The following is a 17080-nucleotide window of genomic DNA, read 5'->3' as shown; positions in this document are numbered from 1 at the left end:
CGCTGCTGCCCCAGGCGTGGGTTGACCAGGTTGTCGACGGTGGCTTCATCGTCGCCCCGCTGCCGATCGCCTCCGTGCCCAACATGACCGTCGTCTCAAAGATCCGCGTTCACGACCGTCAGCCGCACGTCGAGCAGATCTTCACCGGCGGGTATATCGAGGCGACCACCTCGCCGAAGGGCGACCTCGACCTGCCGGGAAGGTGGGTGGACTGGGAGAACCGCATCCCGGCGCCCTCGTGGATCTCCATCGTATGGCGGGCGGAAGATGACCAACTTCACGCGGGGGCACGCGCCGTCCTGGAGCAGCTCCTGAGCGGAGCACATACGGGGCTGTACGCCGGAGCCGAGGTCCACTGGCCGAGCTGGCGGACCTTCGCCGGCGCCTTCGGTGGCCAGCAGCTCACGATGGCAGGACTCCGCCCGAACCTGTGGGCGATCGGCCACTCCACCGAGAACGGGGCTGCCGCCATTCAGCAGGACGGCAGGATCATCGCCGACCGGGCCGACTCCCCTTCCCTGGCCGTCCTGCGCGGCTGGCTCACGGACTGGGAGAAGGCCGGTCGGCCCGCTCCCGAGGACTACACCCCGAGCCTGGTGCGCCATGACGATGGCCGCGACCGGGCCGGCTGGGCTCTGCGGCTGTCCCTGTGATCGCTTCCGCCCCTGCCCCGGCCGTATATCGCCTCCAAGCCTTTGACTGAGAGTGGCTTCTTCTTTGAAGATGCGTCCACGGCTGTCGCATCGTGAACGGGCAGGCGTTCCATGGTCCGGCCGACCTCGCCGGGAAGACCGTCAGTCAGCATGGCCGACAACCTACTGCGCGGGCACGGACGGGTTCCGGTGCCGGGGTTTCCGTAGCCCGGCACCGGAGGTGTCCCCCGTTTCCACCGAGACCATCGTGACGGCGGTGCCCGTCCTGCCGCATTGCTGTGATCCGGCAATATTGACGCGTTGTTAATGCCGGGCGCCGGATGCCGTGCGGTCGTCCGGGCGCGTCAGGAGGACTCGTGGGGGAACGGGAGATGGCCGGCGACGCCCTGGAGGGGTACGTCCGGATTCTGGCCGATGTGTGTCCGACCGGCCGTCGGCTCACGCGGGACGAGTTGGAGTTTCTGCGGGCGCAGGGGGAGCACGCCGCGGAGGAGGGAGAAGGGCTGCGGGTGCTGGTCCGGCGGCATCTGGCCGCGGCCCGCGAGGTGGGGGCCGGTCTTCCCGCCTCGGGTACCGACCGTCTGCTGGCGGCCGTCGAGCAGGCGATCGACGCGTTCGCCGAGGGGCATGAGCGGGCGCAGCGGCTCGCGGTGCGGCGGGAGGAGGCCGCCCGGCGGGAGTTCATCGACGATCTGCTCTACGGCCGCAGCGATCTGGGCCGCCTGGCCGAGCGCGCCGTACGCTTCGGCCTGCTGCTCTCGCACGCGCACGCGGTCGCCGTGGCCCAGGGCGGCCCGGCGGTCGACGACGCCCACCCGGCCACCCGGCAGCTGGCGAGCGCGCTGGTCGCCCGGTTCGGCGAGCGGAGCATTCTGCTGGCCACCAAGGAAGGGCGGCTGATCTGCGTCGCGCCCGGTGACCAGGACGACGTTCTGACGTTCTTCGCCAAGCAGGCGTACGCGGCCACCGAGGGCGGCCGGGTGGCCATCGGGAGGCCCCATCCCGGCGCCGGCGGCGTCGTCCACTCGTATGAGGAAGCCCTCAACGCCCTGGATCTGGCCGACCGCCTGGAGCTGGACGATCCCGTGCTGCGCGCCGCCGATCTGCTGGTCTATCCGGTCCTGACCCGGGATCGGCAGGCCATGGCCGACCTGGTCCGCCACACCCTGGGTCCGCTGCGGGACGCCCGGGGCGGCGCGCAGCCGCTGGTCGACACGCTGAACGCGTATTTCGACTCCGGATGCGTCGCGGCCGAGGCGGCCCGCCGGCTCAGCCTGAGCGTGCGCGCCCTGACGTATCGCCTGGAGCGCATCCGCACGCTCACCGGCACCGACCCGGCCGACCCCGTCCACCGTTACACCCTTCAGACCGCGGTGATCGGCGCCCGGTTCCTCGGCTGGCCGGACAGCGAGGTGTGACGCGGCACCCCTGAGCCGGCGTTGTCGGTGCCTTGACGTTGACTGGGGCGCATGAACGGCACCACCGAGCTCCGCGCTCTGCTCGACCAGACCCTGACCGACCCCCGGCCGCACTGCCCGCTGCCGGGGCACGGGGCGGGGCATGTGTGTCTGGTGCGCGACGGATGGGATCCGGCGCTGCTGGAGCAGGTCGTCCTGGAGGTGCTGCCCTGGACCCGGCAGCCCGTCCGGCGGCTGGTCACCGCGGGCGTCCCGACTCCCGCGTTCGGCGGTCCGCCCACCGGGGCGGGCGACGGCGAGGTGCTGGAGCTGCGCGGCTGGGCGCTGAACGAGCACTGGCTGGGGTACGGCCTGACGGCCATGGCGGACGGGCCGCGCGGGGTGGTCGTCGTCGCCCGCCGGGGCGCCTTCCCGCCCGGCACCGGGTGGCCGGAGCGGCTGGCGATCGTCACCGGGTGGGAGGGGCCGCGGCCGTCCGGCGCCGACGGCGCGATCGACTGGGCGGCCGCGGAATCCGCGCTCGGCACGGCCCTGCCCGGCGGCTACAAGGAGATCGTCGACCTGTTCGGCGCGGGCGGCTTCGACGGCTATCTGGATCTGCTGGTGCCGGGCGTCCTGGGCCGGGATCTCGTCGACTGGGGCGTGAGCACGCCGGAGTATGCCGAGCTGTACCGGCCCTACCCGGTGTATCCCGCGCCCGGCGGTGTGCTGATCTGGGGCAGCTCGGAGCAGGAGCTGACGTTCCACTGGCTGACCGGCGCCGACGACCCGGACGACTGGCCGGTGCTCGTGCTGAAGGACTTCAACGACTGGCAGCGCTTCGACTGCGGCACCGGCGAGTTCATCCTGCGCATGCTCACCGACCGGAAGCAGCCGTTCAGCTTTCCGACCGCGGCGCGGGTGGCCGCCCACTGGTTCGAGCCATGCTGAGACAGGGACCGGATTCCCGGTACGAGCGGTGGCGGTACTCGCGCGGCGGCAGGCCGTAGGCGCCGCGGAAGGCGCGGGTGAAGTCGCCGGGGCGGGGGAACCCCCACCCCGCGGCGATGGCGTGGATCGGCCGGGCGGCGAGCCGGGGGTCGGCGAGGTCGCGGCGGCAGCGTTCGAGCCGCTCGTCGCGGATCCAGGAGGCCACGGTCAGGCCGTGCCGCTGGAAGAGGCGGTGGAGCGAGCGGGTGGAGATGTGGTGGGCCGCGGCGACGGCGTCCGGGGTGAGGCCGGGCTCGTGCAGATGGCGGCGGACGAAGGCCTGGACCCGGAGCAGCAGCGAGCGCTCCCGGCTCTCGGGCGGCAGGGCGGCGACGGTGTCGAGCCGCTGGGCGATGGTGTGGGACAGCAGATCGATCAGCGTGATGGACAGCCGGGCCGCGTCCTGGGGGCCGAACTGCTGCGGATTGTTGGCGACATGGGTGAGGAACTGGGCCAGCAGCGCGGCGAATCCCTCGCCGCCCGGTATGCGGGTCGCCGCGACATGGTCCACCTGCCGCGCGGCCGGCGGCAGGGCCGCCCGGGGCAGATGCAGGAGTAACTGGCGGACCGGGGCCGTGCCCTCGGGGCCGGCCCAGCCGTCGAACGGCTCCGAGGAGCTGTACACCGCCAGATCCCCGGAGCCGAGCAGGGTGTGGCTCCTGAACTGCGACAGCCCCATGTTCCCGGAGAGCGTGAGCGACAGCTGCACAAAGCCGGGGTCGCTGTGCCGGATCAGCCGTGGGGTCCGGGTCACGGTCAGCGTGGGATACGTCATGTCGGAGACCTGGACGTCACCGAGGTTCAGCACGCGGGCCGTGGCCTCGAAGTCCGCCGCCCGGTCGCTGCCCATCGCGGTCGGGATCAGCGTGGAGGCCGTCATGTCGTGCCACCAGCCGAACCGCTCCTCCGGTGTCAGCCATGTCGTCGTCATGCGTGCCATGTCCACGGTTCCCCCTCGGCCCCGCTCATCCGTCGCTGTTCCATAGTGCTCCGCACCGCTCGGCCCCGTTGTCAGTGGCTCGCCCTACCGTGGAAGACGTCCTTATCCACGCTGCGGGCTGCGCGTGACTCGGACGCGAGAAGGCCGGACCCGAACAGCGCGGGTCCGGCCTTCACCGACCCCCAAGGCCAGTCCGGGGCCCCGAAATCTCGTTGCCCGATCCGTCGCGTACGGCATAGAAAGAATCCCGTGATCCGCAAGTACCCGAGGACCCCGCATCTCCAGGGCTCCCGACTCCAGCCCGGCGACGAGGACTTGGCCGCCGTACCGTTCGCCGAGATCGCGGGCCGGTATCTGGTGGTCGAGGAGAAGCTCGACGGTGCCAACGCGGCGATCAGCTTCACTCCGGACGGCGAGCTGCGGCTCCAGAGCCGTGGCCACTTCCTCACCGGCGGGCCCCGGGAGCGCCACTTCTCGCCGTTCAAGGCGTGGGCGGCGCTGGTCCGGGATCTGCTGTGGCCGCGCCTGGGGAGCCGATATGTGCTGTACGGCGAGTGGCTCTACGCCAAGCACACGGTGTACTACGACGCGCTGCCGCACTACTTCAACGAGTTCGACGTGCTGGACCGCGACGAGGACGTGTTCCTGTCCACGGCCCGCCGCCGCGAGCTGCTGGAGGGGCTGCCGGTCCACTCGGTGCCCGTCCTGCGCACCGGGCCGCTCGCCGGCCTGGACGCGCTGACCGCGTTCGTCGGGCCCTCGACCTGCCGTACGGAGGGGTGGCGGGCGGCGCTGCGGGAGACGGCCGAGGCGGGCGGGCTCGACCCCGGGCGGGTGGCCGCGGAGACCGACTCCTCGGACTTCATGGAGGGCCTGTACGTCAAGGTTGAGGAGGACGGCGTGGTGGCGGGCCGCTACAAGTGGGTGCGCCCCGGCTTCCTCACCAGCGTGCTGGACTCCGGCACGCACTGGCTCGACCGCCCGATCGTGCCCAACCGGCTCCGGGACCCGGCGGTGATGTATGCGCGCGCCTGAGGCCCCCTTCCGGGAACTGCTCGATCTGTGTCCCGTGGCGCCGGACTGGACGGTGCCCTGGGAGCGGATCGTCTCGGCGTATCCGTGGATCCGCCGCCTGGCGGGCGTACCGCAGGACGCGGTTCACCACGGCGAGGGCGATGTGGCCACCCACACCCGGATGGCCGCCGAGGCGCTGGCGGGGCTGCCCGAGTGGCGGGCCAGGCCCGCGGCCGGGCGGGAGCTGCTGTTCGCCGCCGTGCTGCTGCACGACGCGGCGAAGCCGGACTGCACGGCCACCGACCCCGAGGGGCGGATCACCGCCCGCGGCCACTCCCGGCGCGGCGAGCTGATCGCCCGCAGGGTGCTGTGGGAGCTGGGGGCGCCGATCGCCTGGCGCGAGCATGTCGCCGCCCTGGTCAGACACCACCAGGTGCCGTTCTGGGCGCTGGAGCGGCCCGACCTGGAGCGCATCGCCTTCCGGGCCAGCCTGCTGGCGAGCAACGACGACCTGGCGGTGCTGGCGACGGCCGACATCCTCGGCCGGATCTGCGGCGACATGGACGCGATGCTGGAGAACGTCGCCCTGTATCGCGAGTACTGCGCCGAGCAGGACTGCCTGACCACCCCGCGCCGGTTCCCCTCCGACCACGCCCGCTTCGAGTACTTCCGCACTCCCGGCCGGGACGCGGACTACGCCGCGTACGACGACACCCCGATGACGGTGACCGTCCTGTCGGGCCTGCCCGGCGTGGGCAAGGACCACTGGATCGGAGCGCACCGCCCCGGCCTGCCCGTCGTCAGCCTGGACGCGCTGCGCGCCGAGCTGGGCGTGGATCCGGCCGCCGACCAGGCCCCGGTGGTGGCGGCCGCGCGGGAGGCGGCCCGGGGGCATCTGCGCGCGGGCGAGCCGTTCGTCTGGAACGCCACCAACGTCTCGCGGCGGCTGCGCGAGCAGTCCGTGGGGCTGGTGGCCGGGTACGGCGGGCGGGTCGAGCTGGTGGCCCTCGAGGCGCCGCCCGCGGTGCTGCGCGCCCGTAACGCCGCGCGGCCCCGGCCGGTGCCCGAGGCGGTCATCGACCGGCTGATCCGCCGCTGGGAGACCCCCGACCCCACCGAGGCACACCAGGTCACCTGGGTCGACACGGCCTGAGCCCGCGGCCGGAGCCGGCTGTCCCAGGGCCGGTGCGCCCCCTGACCTGCGGCCGGTGTGCCCCCTGACCTGCGGCGCGGCCCGGACAGGAATACCGTTCGGGGTGGTCTGGTTGACGCGGGCACGGCCACTGCCGACAGCACGGAAGCAGGTAACGCAGGCATGAGCACCGTTGAACTCACCAAGGACAACTTCGACGAGATCGTCTCGGGGAACGACTTCGTCCTGATCGACTTCTGGGCCTCCTGGTGCGGACCGTGCCGGATGTTCGCGCCCGTCTACGACCGGGCCTCGGAGACGCACCAGGACGTGGTCTTCGCGAAGGTGGACACCGAGGCGCAGCCGGAGCTGGCCGCCGCGTTCGACATCCAGTCCATCCCGACCCTGATGATCGTGCGCGAGAACATCGCCGTCTTCGCCCAGCCCGGCGCCCTCCCCGAGGCCGCCCTGGAGGACATCATCGGCCAGGCCCGCGGCCTGGACATGGACACCGTCCGCGCCTCCATCGCCGAGGAGCAGGCGAAGGCCAAGGCGGCGGCGGGCGAGGCGGGGACGCCGGGCAGCCATGGGTGAGCTGGTGCTGATCCGGCACGGCGAGACCGAGTGGAGCCGGACGGGCAAGCACACCAGCTGGACCGATCAGCCGCTCACCGCGCGCGGCGAGGAGCAGGCCCGCTCGCTGCGCCCGCTGCTCGCCGACCGCAAGGTCGCGCTCGCTCTGGTGAGTCCGTTGAGCCGGGCCGTGCACACGGCCCGGCTGGCGGGCATCGAGGGGGCGCGGATCGAGCCGGATCTGCACGAGTGGGACTACGGCGGCTACGAGGGCATCACCACCGACGAGATCCACCGCACCCGGCCCGACTGGACCCTGTGGACCGACGGCGTCGCCCCGGGCGGGGCCGAGCACCCGGGCGAGTCGCCCGAGCAGATCGGCGCCCGCGTCGACCGGGTGCTCGCCACCGTGGAGCCCGAGCTGCGCGCCGACCGCGGCGATGTGGTTCTCGTCGCCCACGGGCATGTCCTGCGCGTCCTCACCGCGCGCCGCCTCGGGCTGCCGCCGGCCGCGGGCGCGCTCTTCCGCCTCGACACGGCGACCGTCAGCCGGATCGGAACCGAGCACGGCCGCCCGGCTCTTGTCGCGTGGAACGTGGGCTCCGGGTCGTAGGCTCAGGGTGATCACCACCGGCAGGGATCAGCACCGGCAGGGTGATCACCACCGGCAGGGTGATCACCACCGGCGGGTCACTCGTCCAGGTGATTCACTCGGGTGATCCACAGCAGGCTCGCGGAAGTCGATAGAACCCGGTAGAAGTCGGTAGAAGTCGGCGACAGAGGCTCACAGAAGGCAGGAAGCATGGCTACGACGCGCACCGCGCACACCGTCTGGCACGGCAATCTGGTCGAGGGCAAGGGGGCGGTGACCTTCGACTCCTCCGGGATCGGCGAACAGCCCGTCTCCTGGCCGTCCCGCGCCGAGCAGGCGAACGGCAAGACCAGCCCGGAGGAGCTGATCGCGGCCGCGCACTCCAGCTGCTTCTCGATGGCGCTGTCGCACGGCCTCACCCAGGCCGGCACCCCGCCGACGCAGCTGACCACGCAGGCCGATGTCACCTTCCAGCCGGGCACCGGCATCACCGGCATCCACCTCACCGTGGAGGGCACGGTGGAGGGCGTGGACGAGGACACGTTCGTCGCGGCGGCCGAGGAGGCCAAGAAGAACTGCCCGGTGAGCCAGGCGCTCACCGGTACGACGATCACCCTGACGGCGAAGCTGTCCTGACGGCGTCGACACGCTGGAGCAACCCCCAGGTGAACTCCGCCACACAGTGGTGGAGTTCACCTTTTTCGTCCGGGGCGGTGAACGCCAGCCGCCAGCGGGTGGGCGCCGAGCCCTCCATCGGCCGGGCGGGCGCGAAGGCCCCCGCCACCTCGTCCACCGTGCAGGACCAGGGCGCCAGGTCCGCCACCGTACGCAGCGGGGGACCGGCCGCGCCGGGCGCGCGCACCAGCCACTCGTTCCACACCCCGCCGTTCGGGGCGGTCAGCACCTCGAACCGCAGATCCGGCCACAGCGGCACCGGCCAGCTCAGCGCCTCGCAGGTCAGATCGCCGATCCGGCGGGCGGCCTGGGCCTCGGGCGCGCCGAGCACCGAGCGGTAGTGGGCCACCGCCGACCGGCGCCGCGGAGCGCGCCGCATGGCCTGCCAGCGGCGGTTGGCCTCGCGCATCACGGCGCGGCTGAAGCCCAGCTCCCGCAGCGCGTCCTCGACCAGATCCGGGTGGTAGTCGGCCATTCTCCGCAGCAGCACCAGAACGAAGGGGAAAGGCGTGGGGAAGGAGTCGGCGGAGGGGTCGAGCGCGGAGTTCATGGCGCCATCGTGACGCACTCCAGGTCGTTACCCAGGGGTACCAATCCCTGGCCATTGCCTCGAGAAGTCACCCCTGCGTAATCTATGTTCGCGATACCGGCCGCTGGCCGTAATCTCGAACGAATGGTGTCATCTGGACCAGGAGGGGTGGGCGAGCGATATGGGACGCCTGGTGCCCGCGGTAACCCGGGCTCTGGACATACTCGAGCTCTTCCTCGACGGGGACGGCACGCTTTCCGCGCCCGAGATCACCCGTAAGCTCGGGCTGCCCCGCACCACGGTCCATGAGCTGGTGACCACCTTGGCCGCCCGCTCCTACCTGGTGCAAGTCCCCGACCAGCCCGGCCGCTACCGGCTCGGGGTGCGCCCGTACCAGCTGGGCAGCCGTTACGCCGAGCAGCTGGACCTGGCCGCCGAGGGCCGGCAGGTGGCCCGCAGCGTCGCCGAGACCTGCGACGAGACCGTCCATGTCGCCATCCTCGAAGGCGCGGACGTCATCTACATCGCCAAGGTCGACTCCACCCACGCCGTCCGCATGGTCTCCGCCGCCGGCCGCCGGCTGCCCGCCCACTGCACCTCGGTGGGCAAGATGCTGCTCGCCTCCCTCTCGGAGGAGGCCCTGGCGGCCCGGATCCCGGAGGACGCGCCGCTGATCGCGATGACGGACAACAGCATCACCTCCCCGGAGGAGCTGCGCCGCCATCTCGCCGTCATCCGCGAGCGCGGCATCGCGGTCGAGCAGCGCGAGTCCAACCCGGATGTGAGCTGTGTGGCGGCGCCGGTACGGGACTCGACGGGCCAGGTCGTGGCGGCGCTGTCGATCTCCGTGCCGATGATCCGGTGGAGCGAGGAGCGGCAGGAGGAGCTGGCGGAGCTGGCGGCCAAGGGCGCCGGCGAGCTGTCGGCCCGACTCGGACACCGGAGGCGCGGAGCATGAGCGGAACGAACGGCACCGGCACCAGTGATGGGCTCGACGTCGCCGTGCGGGCGATGGCCGAGCTGGGCGAGGGCCCGACCTGGGACGCCGCGGCGCAGCGGCTGATCTGGGTCGACATCCTCTCGTCCCGGGTGCACACCTACGACCCGGCCACCGGTCTGCGCACGGTCCTGGCCACCGAGCAGCACGTCGGCGCCGCCAAGCCCCGGGCGGGCGGCGGCCTGGCCGTCAACCTGCGCGACGGCATCGGCCTGTACGGGGCCGACGGCGCATTCTCCTGGCTGGTCCACGAGGTGGTCCCCGGCCGCCGGGGCAATGACGCGGCCGTGGCGCCGGACGGCTCGCTGTGGGCGGGCACCATGCGCTACGACGAGGCGACGGGCGGCGGCACGCTGTCCCGTATCGCGCCGGACGGCTCCGTCGCGGAGATCCTGCCGGACGTCACGGTCAGCAACGGCACCGGCTGGAGCCCGGACGGCCGCCTCATGTACTACGCCGACACCCCGACCTGCCGGATCGACGTCTTCGACGTGGCGGGCGCGGAGGTCACCGGCCGCCGCTCCTTCGCGCGGATCGAGGACGGCGCGGGCTTCCCCGACGGGCTGTGCGTGGACGCCGAAGGCTGTGTGTGGGTCGCGCTGTGGGACGGCGGCGCGATCCGCCGCTACACCCCGGACGGCACCCTCGACCGGGTGGTCGAGCTGCCGGTGCGCCGACCGACCGCGTGCGCCTTCGGCGGCTCCGGCCTGACCGATCTGTACGTCACCTCGGCCCGGGTCGGGCTCGGCCCCGCCGACCAGCCGCTGGCCGGGTCGGTCCTGGTGCTGGCGGGGGCGGGGCAGGGGCTGGCGCAACCGGCGTTCGAGGGCTGACGAGGCGCCGGGGCTCGGCCCGCCGGGGGCGGACAATTTCGGCCAAGCGGCCCATGCCCGGCGCGAAATCGATCCTTGCACAGGATTCTCACAATCCGCGGTTCCTCCGCTACCCGCCGGGCACATAACCTGCCCGGCGAAATGGATTACTGCCCTTCCTGCCGCCGCCACCTCAACGGCGCTGTGTCCTGCCCCGGTTGTGGCGCATACGCCGGAGCCGAGGAGTACGCGTATCCCGCCGCCGAGGCCGCCGCGGAGGCCGCCGCCGTGGACTGCGGCAGGGACGGTGACGAGGGCGCGGAGGTCGAGCCCGCCCCGGAGCCCGTGGCGGCCTCGACCCGGGCCGACCGGCGCAAGGCCTCCCGCCGGAAGCCGAAGCCCCGCGGCATCGTCGGCGGCCGGGCGCGCCGCGGCCGGGGGCGCCGGGTGACGATCATGGCGTCGGTGCTCGGCCCCATCCTGGCCGCGCTGTTCGTGGCGGAGATCGCCACGGAGGGCGGCATCTTCCATGAGCCCTCGACCACGTCAAGCCCCGACAAGTCGGAGGCGGAGCGCGGCCCGGGCGAGGGGGACTCCAGCGGGCCGAGGGTGCGCGAGAGCGGAGCGCCGGGCGCGGGGCCATCCGCGGGGACGGATGGCCCGAGCGCGGACGAGAACCGGAGCGAGGACGGCGCGTCGGGCGAGGACAAGGCCAAGAAGAAGGCCAAGGACAGCTCGTCGCCCAGCGCCGACGACCCCTCGTCCACCGACGGACCGGACGACCCCTCCGCCACGGCCCCGACCACGGACGGTGGGGGAGCGGGCGGGGGAGGCGGGACCACCCAGTCCCCGACCACGCCGTCCGACCCCGGCACCACCACCTCCGTGCCGACCCAGCCCACGCCCTCGCCCTCGGACACCTGTGACCGCTTTCTGTGGTGGTGCACGTAAGAAGGGCCGGGCCGGGAGCGGCCGGGCCGGGGATCAGGCCGGGGCTGTCCCGACCATCCGCGTGAGCAGGTCGCGCAGCACCGTGCGCTCCTCCTTCGACAGCCCGGCCAGCGGCGCGCGCGCGAAGTCGAGTGATCCGCGCAGCCGGTCGGCGGTCTCTCTGCCCCGGTTCGTCGCGGCGGCCAGCTTGACGCGGCGGTCGGCCGGGTCCAGGCGGCGCTCGGCGAGGCCGCGGGCCTCCAGCCGGTCGATGATCCCCGTGATGTTCGACGGCTCGCACTTCAGCTGCTGCGCTATGTGCCGCATGGGCGTCGGGCCGCGGGACAGCAGCCCGAGCACCCGGGCCTGCGCGCCGGTGAGGGAGTGCTTCGCGGCGGCCTGTTCGTATTCCTCGTGATAGCGAGCGACGATGGTGCCGATGAGTTCGACGACTTCGAGCGTCAGCGGATCAGGAGGTTCGTTACTGGAGGTCATGGGCACCAGGGTACCCACTTATTTGACATCATAAAATATTCAGTCACATGATTGTTTCATCACCTGAAACACTTGGAGGACCCATGCCCGCCACGTCAGAGATTCCCGCCACCGGCCGCGAGTGGCACCTCGTCGCCCGCCCCCAGGGGTGGCCGAAGCCCGAGGACTTCGCGCTGCGCGAGACCCCCGTCACCGAGCCGGGCCCCGGCCAGGTGCTGGTCCGCAACCTGTACATGTCGGTGGACCCCTACATGCGCGGCCGGATGAACGACGTGAAGTCCTACGCCCCGCCGTACAAGCTCGACCATCCGATGGACGGCGGCGCCGTGGGCCAGGTCATCGCCTCCGCCGCGGACGGCATCGCCGTCGGCGACCACGTCCTGCACTTCGGCGGCTGGCGCGAGTACGCGCGGGTGGACGCCAAGCACGCGGTCAAGGTGGACCCCGCCGCGGCCCCCCTCTCCGCCTACCTCGGCGTCCTCGGCATGACCGGCCTCACCGCGTACGCGGGCCTGATCGAGGTCGCCTCCTTCAAGGAGGGCGACGCGGTCTTCGTCTCCGGCGCGGCCGGCGCGGTCGGCAGCCAGGTCGGCCAGATCGCCAAGCTCAAGGGCGCCTCGCGGGTCATCGGCAGCGCGGGCTCCGACGACAAGGTGAGGCTGCTGACCGAGGAGTACGGCTTCGACGCGGCGTTCAACTACAAGAAGGGCCCGGTCGCCGAGCAGCTGAAGGAGGCCGCGCCCGACGGCATCGACGTCTACTTCGACAACGTCGGCGGCGAGCACCTGGAGGCCGCGATCGGCCGCCTCAACGTGCACGGGCGCGTCACCGTCTGCGGCATGATCGCCCAGTACAACGCGCCCGAGCCGCCCGCCGCGCCGCGCAACCTCGCCCTCGTCATCGGCAAGCGGCTGCGCATCCAGGGCATGCTCGTGAACGACCACCAGCACCTTCAGCAGCAGTTCGTCGAGGAGGTCGGCGGCTGGCTGCGCGAGGGCAAGCTGCACTACCGGGAGACGGTGGTCAAGGGCGTCGACAGCGCGGTGGATGCGTTTCTGGGCATGCTGCGCGGTGAGAACACCGGCAAGATGATCGTCTCCCTGACCAACTGACCCCACCGGCCGCCAGGGTTCCCGGGCGGTCCCTGTCCGCACCATGCACGGCCCGTCCACAGTTGAGGCCCCCAGCAAAAGCCGGGGGCCTTGGCATCGTTCGCAGAGTGCGTCAGGGGAGCAGAAGGTTGTTCTGCCCCTCCTGAACACTCCGGGTGAAAAGCCGATAGTCCTTCTCGGAGACGATGGTCGGGCGGATGCTCGGGTCATCAGCATCGTTGGAGTCCCGGATGGCCACGACACCACCGATGAACGCGACCTCCAGGCAATTGTCGCCGCCGTTGCTGTACTCGCTCTTTATCCACGCGGCGTTGGCGAGGTCGACCTGCTTATTCATGCGTAGTGTTCCTTGATCGTATCGATGATGAACTGACGGCTGGCTTCGGAGTCCATCGCTTCGGACTGCAAATGGTCGATGCTGGTTTCATAGCGTCCGATGTGGCTGTCGTCCTCCAGATAGAGGGCTGTTGTCATCGGCTCAACCACTACGACCGGTGGCCCTGCGGGGAAGTGCAGCAGAGTGAACGCGCCGTCGATGCCTGCGTGGGCGCCAGCATCGAACGGCAGGATTTGAATGGTGACGTTGGGATGTTTGTTTGACACATCCAGCAGGTGCTGAAGCTGTACCTTCATCACCTCCGGCCCGCCCACCTTCCTGTGCAGAGCTGCCTCATCGAGGATGCACCAGAGTTGGAGTGGATCCTTCCTTCTCAGCGCCTGCTGCCGATCTATCCGCAGGTTTACGAAACTCTGGATCTCGCGGTCGGTTTGCCATTTACGGCTACGCCGGACGATGGCTTCCGCGTACCGCTTGTGTTGAAGGAAGCCGGGCACGATCAGCGTGTACGTTTCGCTCCTGCGTGCCAGCTCCTCCAGGTGAAGGTATTCGGCGAAAGGATCGCGGATCGAACCCCGGTATTGGTTGAACAGGTTCGACCGTTTCCCTGACGACGCCAGGGTGGCGAGCGCCCGAAGCTCGGCCTTTACCGCGTCGTCTTCGACCCCGTATGCCTCGAAGTAGCTCGGGAGGGTGCTCAGCGGGACACGCTGCTTGCCATTCTCGATTTTGCTCAGCGCAGACTGGCCTGGCAGGCCGATCATCTCGGCCGCCTCGGCCAGATTGAGTGTGCCATCCTCCTTGTCCGGGCGTGTCACAGCCTTGCGTAGAGCCTTGAGCGCCAGACCGAGGCGGCGTCGATGCACATTTGGCTGAGCGTCAGTCATGTTGTCTGCCTCCCTCGACCACGCAGCGTACCGGGCCGCATCGTCTCTGGCATATGCCAATCTTGCTCATCGACACTCTTTCTAGTGAGAAAGCTTGCGAGAAATATTGCTCGTGAGCAACCATGAGAGCACATCGCTGAGGCTGACCCGGTCCACCTGCGCCGGAACGTCCGGACAACGAGAGGCAGTTGGCCGAGAAAGGTGTTGATGATGTCTCACGTCAACGATGGATTGCGCGAGTTCCGGTTGTCCCTCGTGGTCAAACCGAGCGAGTTGCCCGGCGTTCGCCGCATCGTGCGGGCCCACCTGCGGTTATGGGGTCTCCAGGAGCTGATCGAGGACACCTTGGAGATCGCGACCGAGCTTCTGACCAACGTGCACAGACACGCGGGTGGGCGGGCGGTGCTGCTCCTCCAGAGGTCTCCCGGACTGCTGCGCATTACGGTCAGTGATCGGTCGCCGCGCATGCCTGTCGTCAAGCGTCCGGACTGGACGTCGTTGACCGGACGAGGCATGTTCCTCGTCGATGCACTCGCCGACGAGTGGAAGGCGGTGCCTACGGAGACCGGAAAGGATGTCTGCGCCACGCTGACGCTTCCCTCCGGGCGGGCGCTGCCGGTGCTCGCGGAGCTGGCGAGGTGGTCCGTATGAACGCCCCCACCTCACGTGTGAAGAAGACCATCACCCGACTCGTGGAGCGGTTGCTGCAACTGTTATTGCCGCCATCCGGTCGTCACCGTGCGGCCGACTCAGCTGCTGGTTGCCCCGCAGTGCTCGCAGCACAGCACCAGCATGCGCCGACGACGTCGCGTCCGGCGTGGGGACCCGGCGCGTCCGCGCGGCCCATGACGGCGGAACGCGGGAACGGCTCCACCGTCCAGTTCTGCCCGATCTCCAGGCCACCGGGCGGCCACGGGGTCTGCGGGGTGCGGCCCTATGCAGTGGCCCACGAACAGCGCCGCGAGACCTGCCCGCGGGTGGGGCAGGTGTGTGCGTCGCACGGGATGGCGGTGATCCGGTGACCACCGATGACCGCACCACGCCCGTCCCGTCTCCCGGGTGCGTTCTGTGTGCTACCCCCGGCGACTTCGGGCGCCACCATCCCGCCGAGCCGCGTTCGGGCCTGTGTCCCGCGTGTATCGCGGCTGAAAAGCCCACCCGCGACGGTCTTGAGCAGGCAGTCATCATTGTCGCCGGGCAGACCCTCGCAGGGGCTGAAGACCTCGACTTGGCCGACGCCGCCCCGGAGGAACTGGCCTACCATCTGGGCGCGGTGAAGCGGAGCCTGCGTAGCCTCCTCCAGCTCCTCGCGCCGGTCGAGGCAGAGAGAGGCTGCTGATGGCCGCCAACCAGCCGGACCGGGGCGAGCGGCCGAAGATGACGATGCGCGTCTACACCATGGCGCCCGATGGTGTCGTCATCGCGCGGCGCGCGCTCGTGGCCGTGCTCGCAGGGGGGAGCAGCGACGCTTACTCGTTGGGGCAGGCGTGGCCGCCGTGCCAGTGCCCCAGCCACCGCGACCACAACAACCCCGATCGCTTCAAGCAGTCCTGAAACCGCAGTCCGCCCCTACGTTTCGTTCCCGGGGCAGGACATGAGGGCCGTACGCGCTATGTGGCCAGGGTAGTGGCGACGCGCTCGCGGAAGTCCCGTACGGCTGGGATTTCCGTCCGCTCACCCATGCTGACGGCCAGCGCGCGCAGAGGGCCAGCAGCGCGATGGGAGCTGATCTCCTCTGTGATGTCGAGTGCCTGGTGGGCGGTGGCGCAGGCGCGTTCGAGATCGTTCTGGCGCCATTGGGCATCGGCCCGCCGGACGAGGAACAGCGTGTGGGTGCGCACCCGCTCGGCGGGGAACAGGGCTGCGGCCTCGATGAACGTCTCCTCTGCCCGGTTCGGCTGGTTCATGTCCAGGTGGGTGGAGGCGATGGTGCCGAGCAGTTCGCTCCGGTCGAACCAGGCGACCCATTCGGGGTCCTCGCCCGGGGCGTGACCTGCGATGTCCAGGAGAGCGGCGGCCTGGTCGAGGTCGGCGAACGCGACGGGGTTGCTCTGGTGGGCGCGGGCGCGGGCCCGGCGGGAGTACAGCATGGCCTCAACGCGGGGCGTGGTGCGTCCCCGCGCGGCGGAGAGGGCGGCGTTGGTCATGGCTTCGGCGTCGGCCGGGCGGTCGGCATTGTGGGCGGCGATGGACCAGAACGCGAGGATGTGGCTGCCGAGCACGGTGTCCGCAGAGGCGTGGGCGGAGCGCAGAGCGGCATTGAAGATGCCGTCGGCGCAGGTGTCATGAACGTCGAAGATGGCCCAGGCGTGCATCCGGGCGAGGTCGGCCGCGGCAGCGAGCAGGCGGGCGCCATGGGCGTTGGTGTAGCTGCGGTCCTTCAGCAGGCGGACGACGAGTTCGAGGCTGGCGGCAGTCTCGGTCAGGAGCTGGCCACCACCGTCGATGTCATCGGCGTGCCGCAACTGGCGCACACGTTCCTCGATGCGGGCGACTGCCGTTTCGCCCAGGCGGCGGGCTTGGGCGATCTGGCCGGCTGCGGCGGGGTCGGCGGTCAGCCATGCCCACAGTGAGGCGGTCAGGGTGGCGCCGGTCAGCAGGCTGAAGTCTCTGCGGTCCATGGTGATGTCCCTCCCGGACACCTCGGCGAGCGCCTGGATGGCGCCGGATGCGTCCCAGCTGTAGCGGGTGGGCTGCTGGAGCGGATCCAAGGCCAGCCAATGGGGCCAACGGCGTGGATCCACCGCGATCTGGGGGATGTTCAGCAGCTCGGCGATGAGGCGCTGGGTGGGTTCGTCGGGTCGCCGGCTGGCTTCCCAGCGGTAGACGCCGTCCTTGCGGGTGCCAACGGGGGTGCCGCGTTTGGCGCCCAATTCTCGTAAGCGTCGGGCAAGTTCGGGGGCCTTCCAGCCGCGCACGGCACGGGCTCGTACTAACAGGTGCGTCATCAGCCCTCCGGCTTCGGCGTCGGGGCCGAACATGTTGACGGTAGCGGGCGGCTGGGCCCGCTGGAAT

20 protein-coding genes and 1 pseudogene are annotated in these 17080 nt (G+C 70.9%); 15 read left to right on the top strand and 6 right to left on the bottom strand.

Translation table 11 applies throughout. The features are described 5' to 3' along the window. The 3 genes and pseudogenes from ABTY62_RS23680 to ABTY62_RS23670 form a co-directional block, all read left to right on the top strand. Positions 1 to 653: pseudogene (locus ABTY62_RS23680) on the top strand (protein-L-isoaspartate O-methyltransferase family protein); the annotation flags it as partial. Positions 654 to 1024: 371 nt separating this feature from the next. Further along, entirely contained in the window at positions 1025 to 2071 is a 1047-nt protein-coding gene (locus ABTY62_RS23675) for a PucR family transcriptional regulator (RefSeq protein WP_352131428.1), read from the top strand. A gap of 51 nt (positions 2072 to 2122) precedes the next feature. Next, positions 2123 to 3001 (top strand): hypothetical protein, encoded by an 879-nt coding sequence (locus ABTY62_RS23670; RefSeq protein WP_352131412.1) that lies wholly within the window; start codon positions 2123 to 2125, stop codon positions 2999 to 3001. On the opposite strand, the gene ABTY62_RS23665 is transcribed toward ABTY62_RS23670, so the two are convergent. Continuing rightward, positions 2949 to 3980: an AraC-like ligand-binding domain-containing protein gene (locus ABTY62_RS23665; protein ID WP_352131411.1), complete on the bottom strand. Its 1032-nt coding sequence runs from the start codon at positions 3978 to 3980 to the stop codon at positions 2949 to 2951. The two genes, ABTY62_RS23670 and ABTY62_RS23665, sit on opposite strands and share 53 nt — an antisense overlap. 249 nt (positions 3981 to 4229) lie before the next feature. Here ABTY62_RS23665 and ABTY62_RS23660 point away from each other — a divergent pair, with 249 nt between their 5' ends. The 5 genes from ABTY62_RS23660 (at position 4230) to ABTY62_RS23640 (ending at position 7927) form a co-directional block, all read left to right on the top strand. Beyond that, on the top strand, positions 4230 to 5015 hold the full coding sequence (locus tag ABTY62_RS23660) for an RNA ligase family protein (RefSeq protein ID WP_352131410.1): 786 nt from the start codon (positions 4230 to 4232) through the stop codon (positions 5013 to 5015). Continuing rightward, positions 5002 to 6147 (top strand): AAA family ATPase, encoded by a 1146-nt coding sequence (locus ABTY62_RS23655; RefSeq protein WP_352131409.1) that lies wholly within the window; start codon positions 5002 to 5004, stop codon positions 6145 to 6147. The genes ABTY62_RS23660 and ABTY62_RS23655 overlap by 14 nt, the downstream gene beginning before the upstream one ends. Positions 6148 to 6309: 162 nt before the next feature. Continuing rightward, positions 6310 to 6720, top strand: coding sequence for a thioredoxin (trxA, locus tag ABTY62_RS23650; RefSeq protein WP_352131408.1), 411 nt, complete (start codon positions 6310 to 6312; stop codon positions 6718 to 6720). Further along, positions 6713 to 7312 (top strand): histidine phosphatase family protein, encoded by a 600-nt coding sequence (locus ABTY62_RS23645; protein WP_352131407.1) that lies wholly within the window; start codon positions 6713 to 6715, stop codon positions 7310 to 7312. Before trxA ends, ABTY62_RS23645 begins: the two co-directional genes overlap by 8 nt. A 189-nt stretch (positions 7313 to 7501) precedes the next feature. After that, positions 7502 to 7927 carry an OsmC family protein gene (locus ABTY62_RS23640; RefSeq protein ID WP_311722693.1) on the top strand — a complete coding sequence of 142 codons (426 nt, stop codon included), beginning with the start codon at positions 7502 to 7504 and terminating at the stop codon, positions 7925 to 7927. Here the strand turns inward: ABTY62_RS23640 and ABTY62_RS23635 are convergent. After that, entirely contained in the window at positions 7902 to 8516 is a 615-nt protein-coding gene (locus ABTY62_RS23635; protein WP_352131406.1) for a hypothetical protein, read from the bottom strand. The two genes, ABTY62_RS23640 and ABTY62_RS23635, sit on opposite strands and share 26 nt — an antisense overlap. A gap of 160 nt (positions 8517 to 8676) precedes the next feature. On the opposite strand from ABTY62_RS23635, the gene ABTY62_RS23630 reads away from it, so the two are divergent. From ABTY62_RS23630 to ABTY62_RS23620, 3 genes are all read left to right on the top strand, one after another. Further along, on the top strand, positions 8677 to 9453 hold the full coding sequence (locus ABTY62_RS23630; RefSeq protein WP_352131405.1) for an IclR family transcriptional regulator: 777 nt from the start codon (positions 8677 to 8679) through the stop codon (positions 9451 to 9453). Continuing rightward, positions 9450 to 10325 (top strand): SMP-30/gluconolactonase/LRE family protein, encoded by an 876-nt coding sequence (locus ABTY62_RS23625; protein ID WP_352131404.1) that lies wholly within the window; start codon positions 9450 to 9452, stop codon positions 10323 to 10325. The genes ABTY62_RS23630 and ABTY62_RS23625 overlap by 4 nt, the downstream gene beginning before the upstream one ends. 141 nt (positions 10326 to 10466) lie before the next feature. Further along, positions 10467 to 11255: an SCO2400 family protein gene (locus tag ABTY62_RS23620; protein ID WP_352131403.1), complete on the top strand. Its 789-nt coding sequence runs from the start codon at positions 10467 to 10469 to the stop codon at positions 11253 to 11255. A 33-nt stretch (positions 11256 to 11288) separates the two neighbouring features. On the opposite strand, the gene ABTY62_RS23615 is transcribed toward ABTY62_RS23620, so the two are convergent. Continuing rightward, positions 11289 to 11729: a MarR family winged helix-turn-helix transcriptional regulator gene (locus tag ABTY62_RS23615; RefSeq protein ID WP_311722698.1), complete on the bottom strand. Its 441-nt coding sequence runs from the start codon at positions 11727 to 11729 to the stop codon at positions 11289 to 11291. Between the two features lie 83 nt (positions 11730 to 11812). On the opposite strand from ABTY62_RS23615, the gene ABTY62_RS23610 reads away from it, so the two are divergent. Next, the gene (locus tag ABTY62_RS23610) at positions 11813 to 12841 is read left to right on the top strand and encodes an NADP-dependent oxidoreductase (protein ID WP_352131402.1); all 1029 of its coding nucleotides are present in this window, start codon (positions 11813 to 11815) and stop codon (positions 12839 to 12841) included. A gap of 112 nt (positions 12842 to 12953) precedes the next feature. Here the strand turns inward: ABTY62_RS23610 and ABTY62_RS23605 are convergent, their stop codons facing one another. Then, on the bottom strand, positions 12954 to 13178 hold the full coding sequence (locus ABTY62_RS23605) for a DUF397 domain-containing protein (RefSeq protein ID WP_352131401.1): 225 nt from the start codon (positions 13176 to 13178) through the stop codon (positions 12954 to 12956). Then, positions 13175 to 14065, bottom strand: coding sequence for a helix-turn-helix domain-containing protein (locus ABTY62_RS23600; RefSeq protein WP_352131400.1), 891 nt, complete (start codon positions 14063 to 14065; stop codon positions 13175 to 13177). The genes ABTY62_RS23605 and ABTY62_RS23600 overlap by 4 nt, the downstream gene beginning before the upstream one ends. 207 nt (positions 14066 to 14272) lie before the next feature. Here ABTY62_RS23600 and ABTY62_RS23595 point away from each other — a divergent pair, with 207 nt between their 5' ends. The 3 genes from ABTY62_RS23595 (at position 14273) to ABTY62_RS23585 (ending at position 15619) form a co-directional block, all read left to right on the top strand. Next, positions 14273 to 14716: an ATP-binding protein gene (locus ABTY62_RS23595; protein ID WP_352131399.1), complete on the top strand. Its 444-nt coding sequence runs from the start codon at positions 14273 to 14275 to the stop codon at positions 14714 to 14716. A 367-nt stretch (positions 14717 to 15083) separates the two neighbouring features. Continuing rightward, positions 15084 to 15404, top strand: coding sequence for a hypothetical protein (locus ABTY62_RS23590; RefSeq protein WP_352131398.1), 321 nt, complete (start codon positions 15084 to 15086; stop codon positions 15402 to 15404). After that, positions 15404 to 15619 (top strand): hypothetical protein, encoded by a 216-nt coding sequence (locus ABTY62_RS23585; protein ID WP_352131397.1) that lies wholly within the window; start codon positions 15404 to 15406, stop codon positions 15617 to 15619. Before ABTY62_RS23590 ends, ABTY62_RS23585 begins: the two co-directional genes overlap by 1 nt. Positions 15620 to 15675: 56 nt before the next feature. On the opposite strand, the gene ABTY62_RS23580 is transcribed toward ABTY62_RS23585, so the two are convergent. Next, a complete protein-coding gene (locus ABTY62_RS23580) occupies positions 15676 to 17013 on the bottom strand; it encodes an NsdA family TPR-like regulatory protein (protein WP_352131396.1) in 1338 nt (445 codons plus the stop codon). Positions 17014 to 17080: the final 67 nt, after the last annotated feature.

The sequence above is a fragment of the Streptomyces sp. NPDC097640 genome, from assembly GCF_040302705.1.
In the GTDB taxonomy this organism is placed as follows: Bacteria; Actinomycetota; Actinomycetes; order Streptomycetales; family Streptomycetaceae; genus Streptomyces.
The sequence above is the reverse complement of the archived record's forward strand: the minus strand, read 5'-3'. Positions and strand labels throughout refer to the sequence as shown.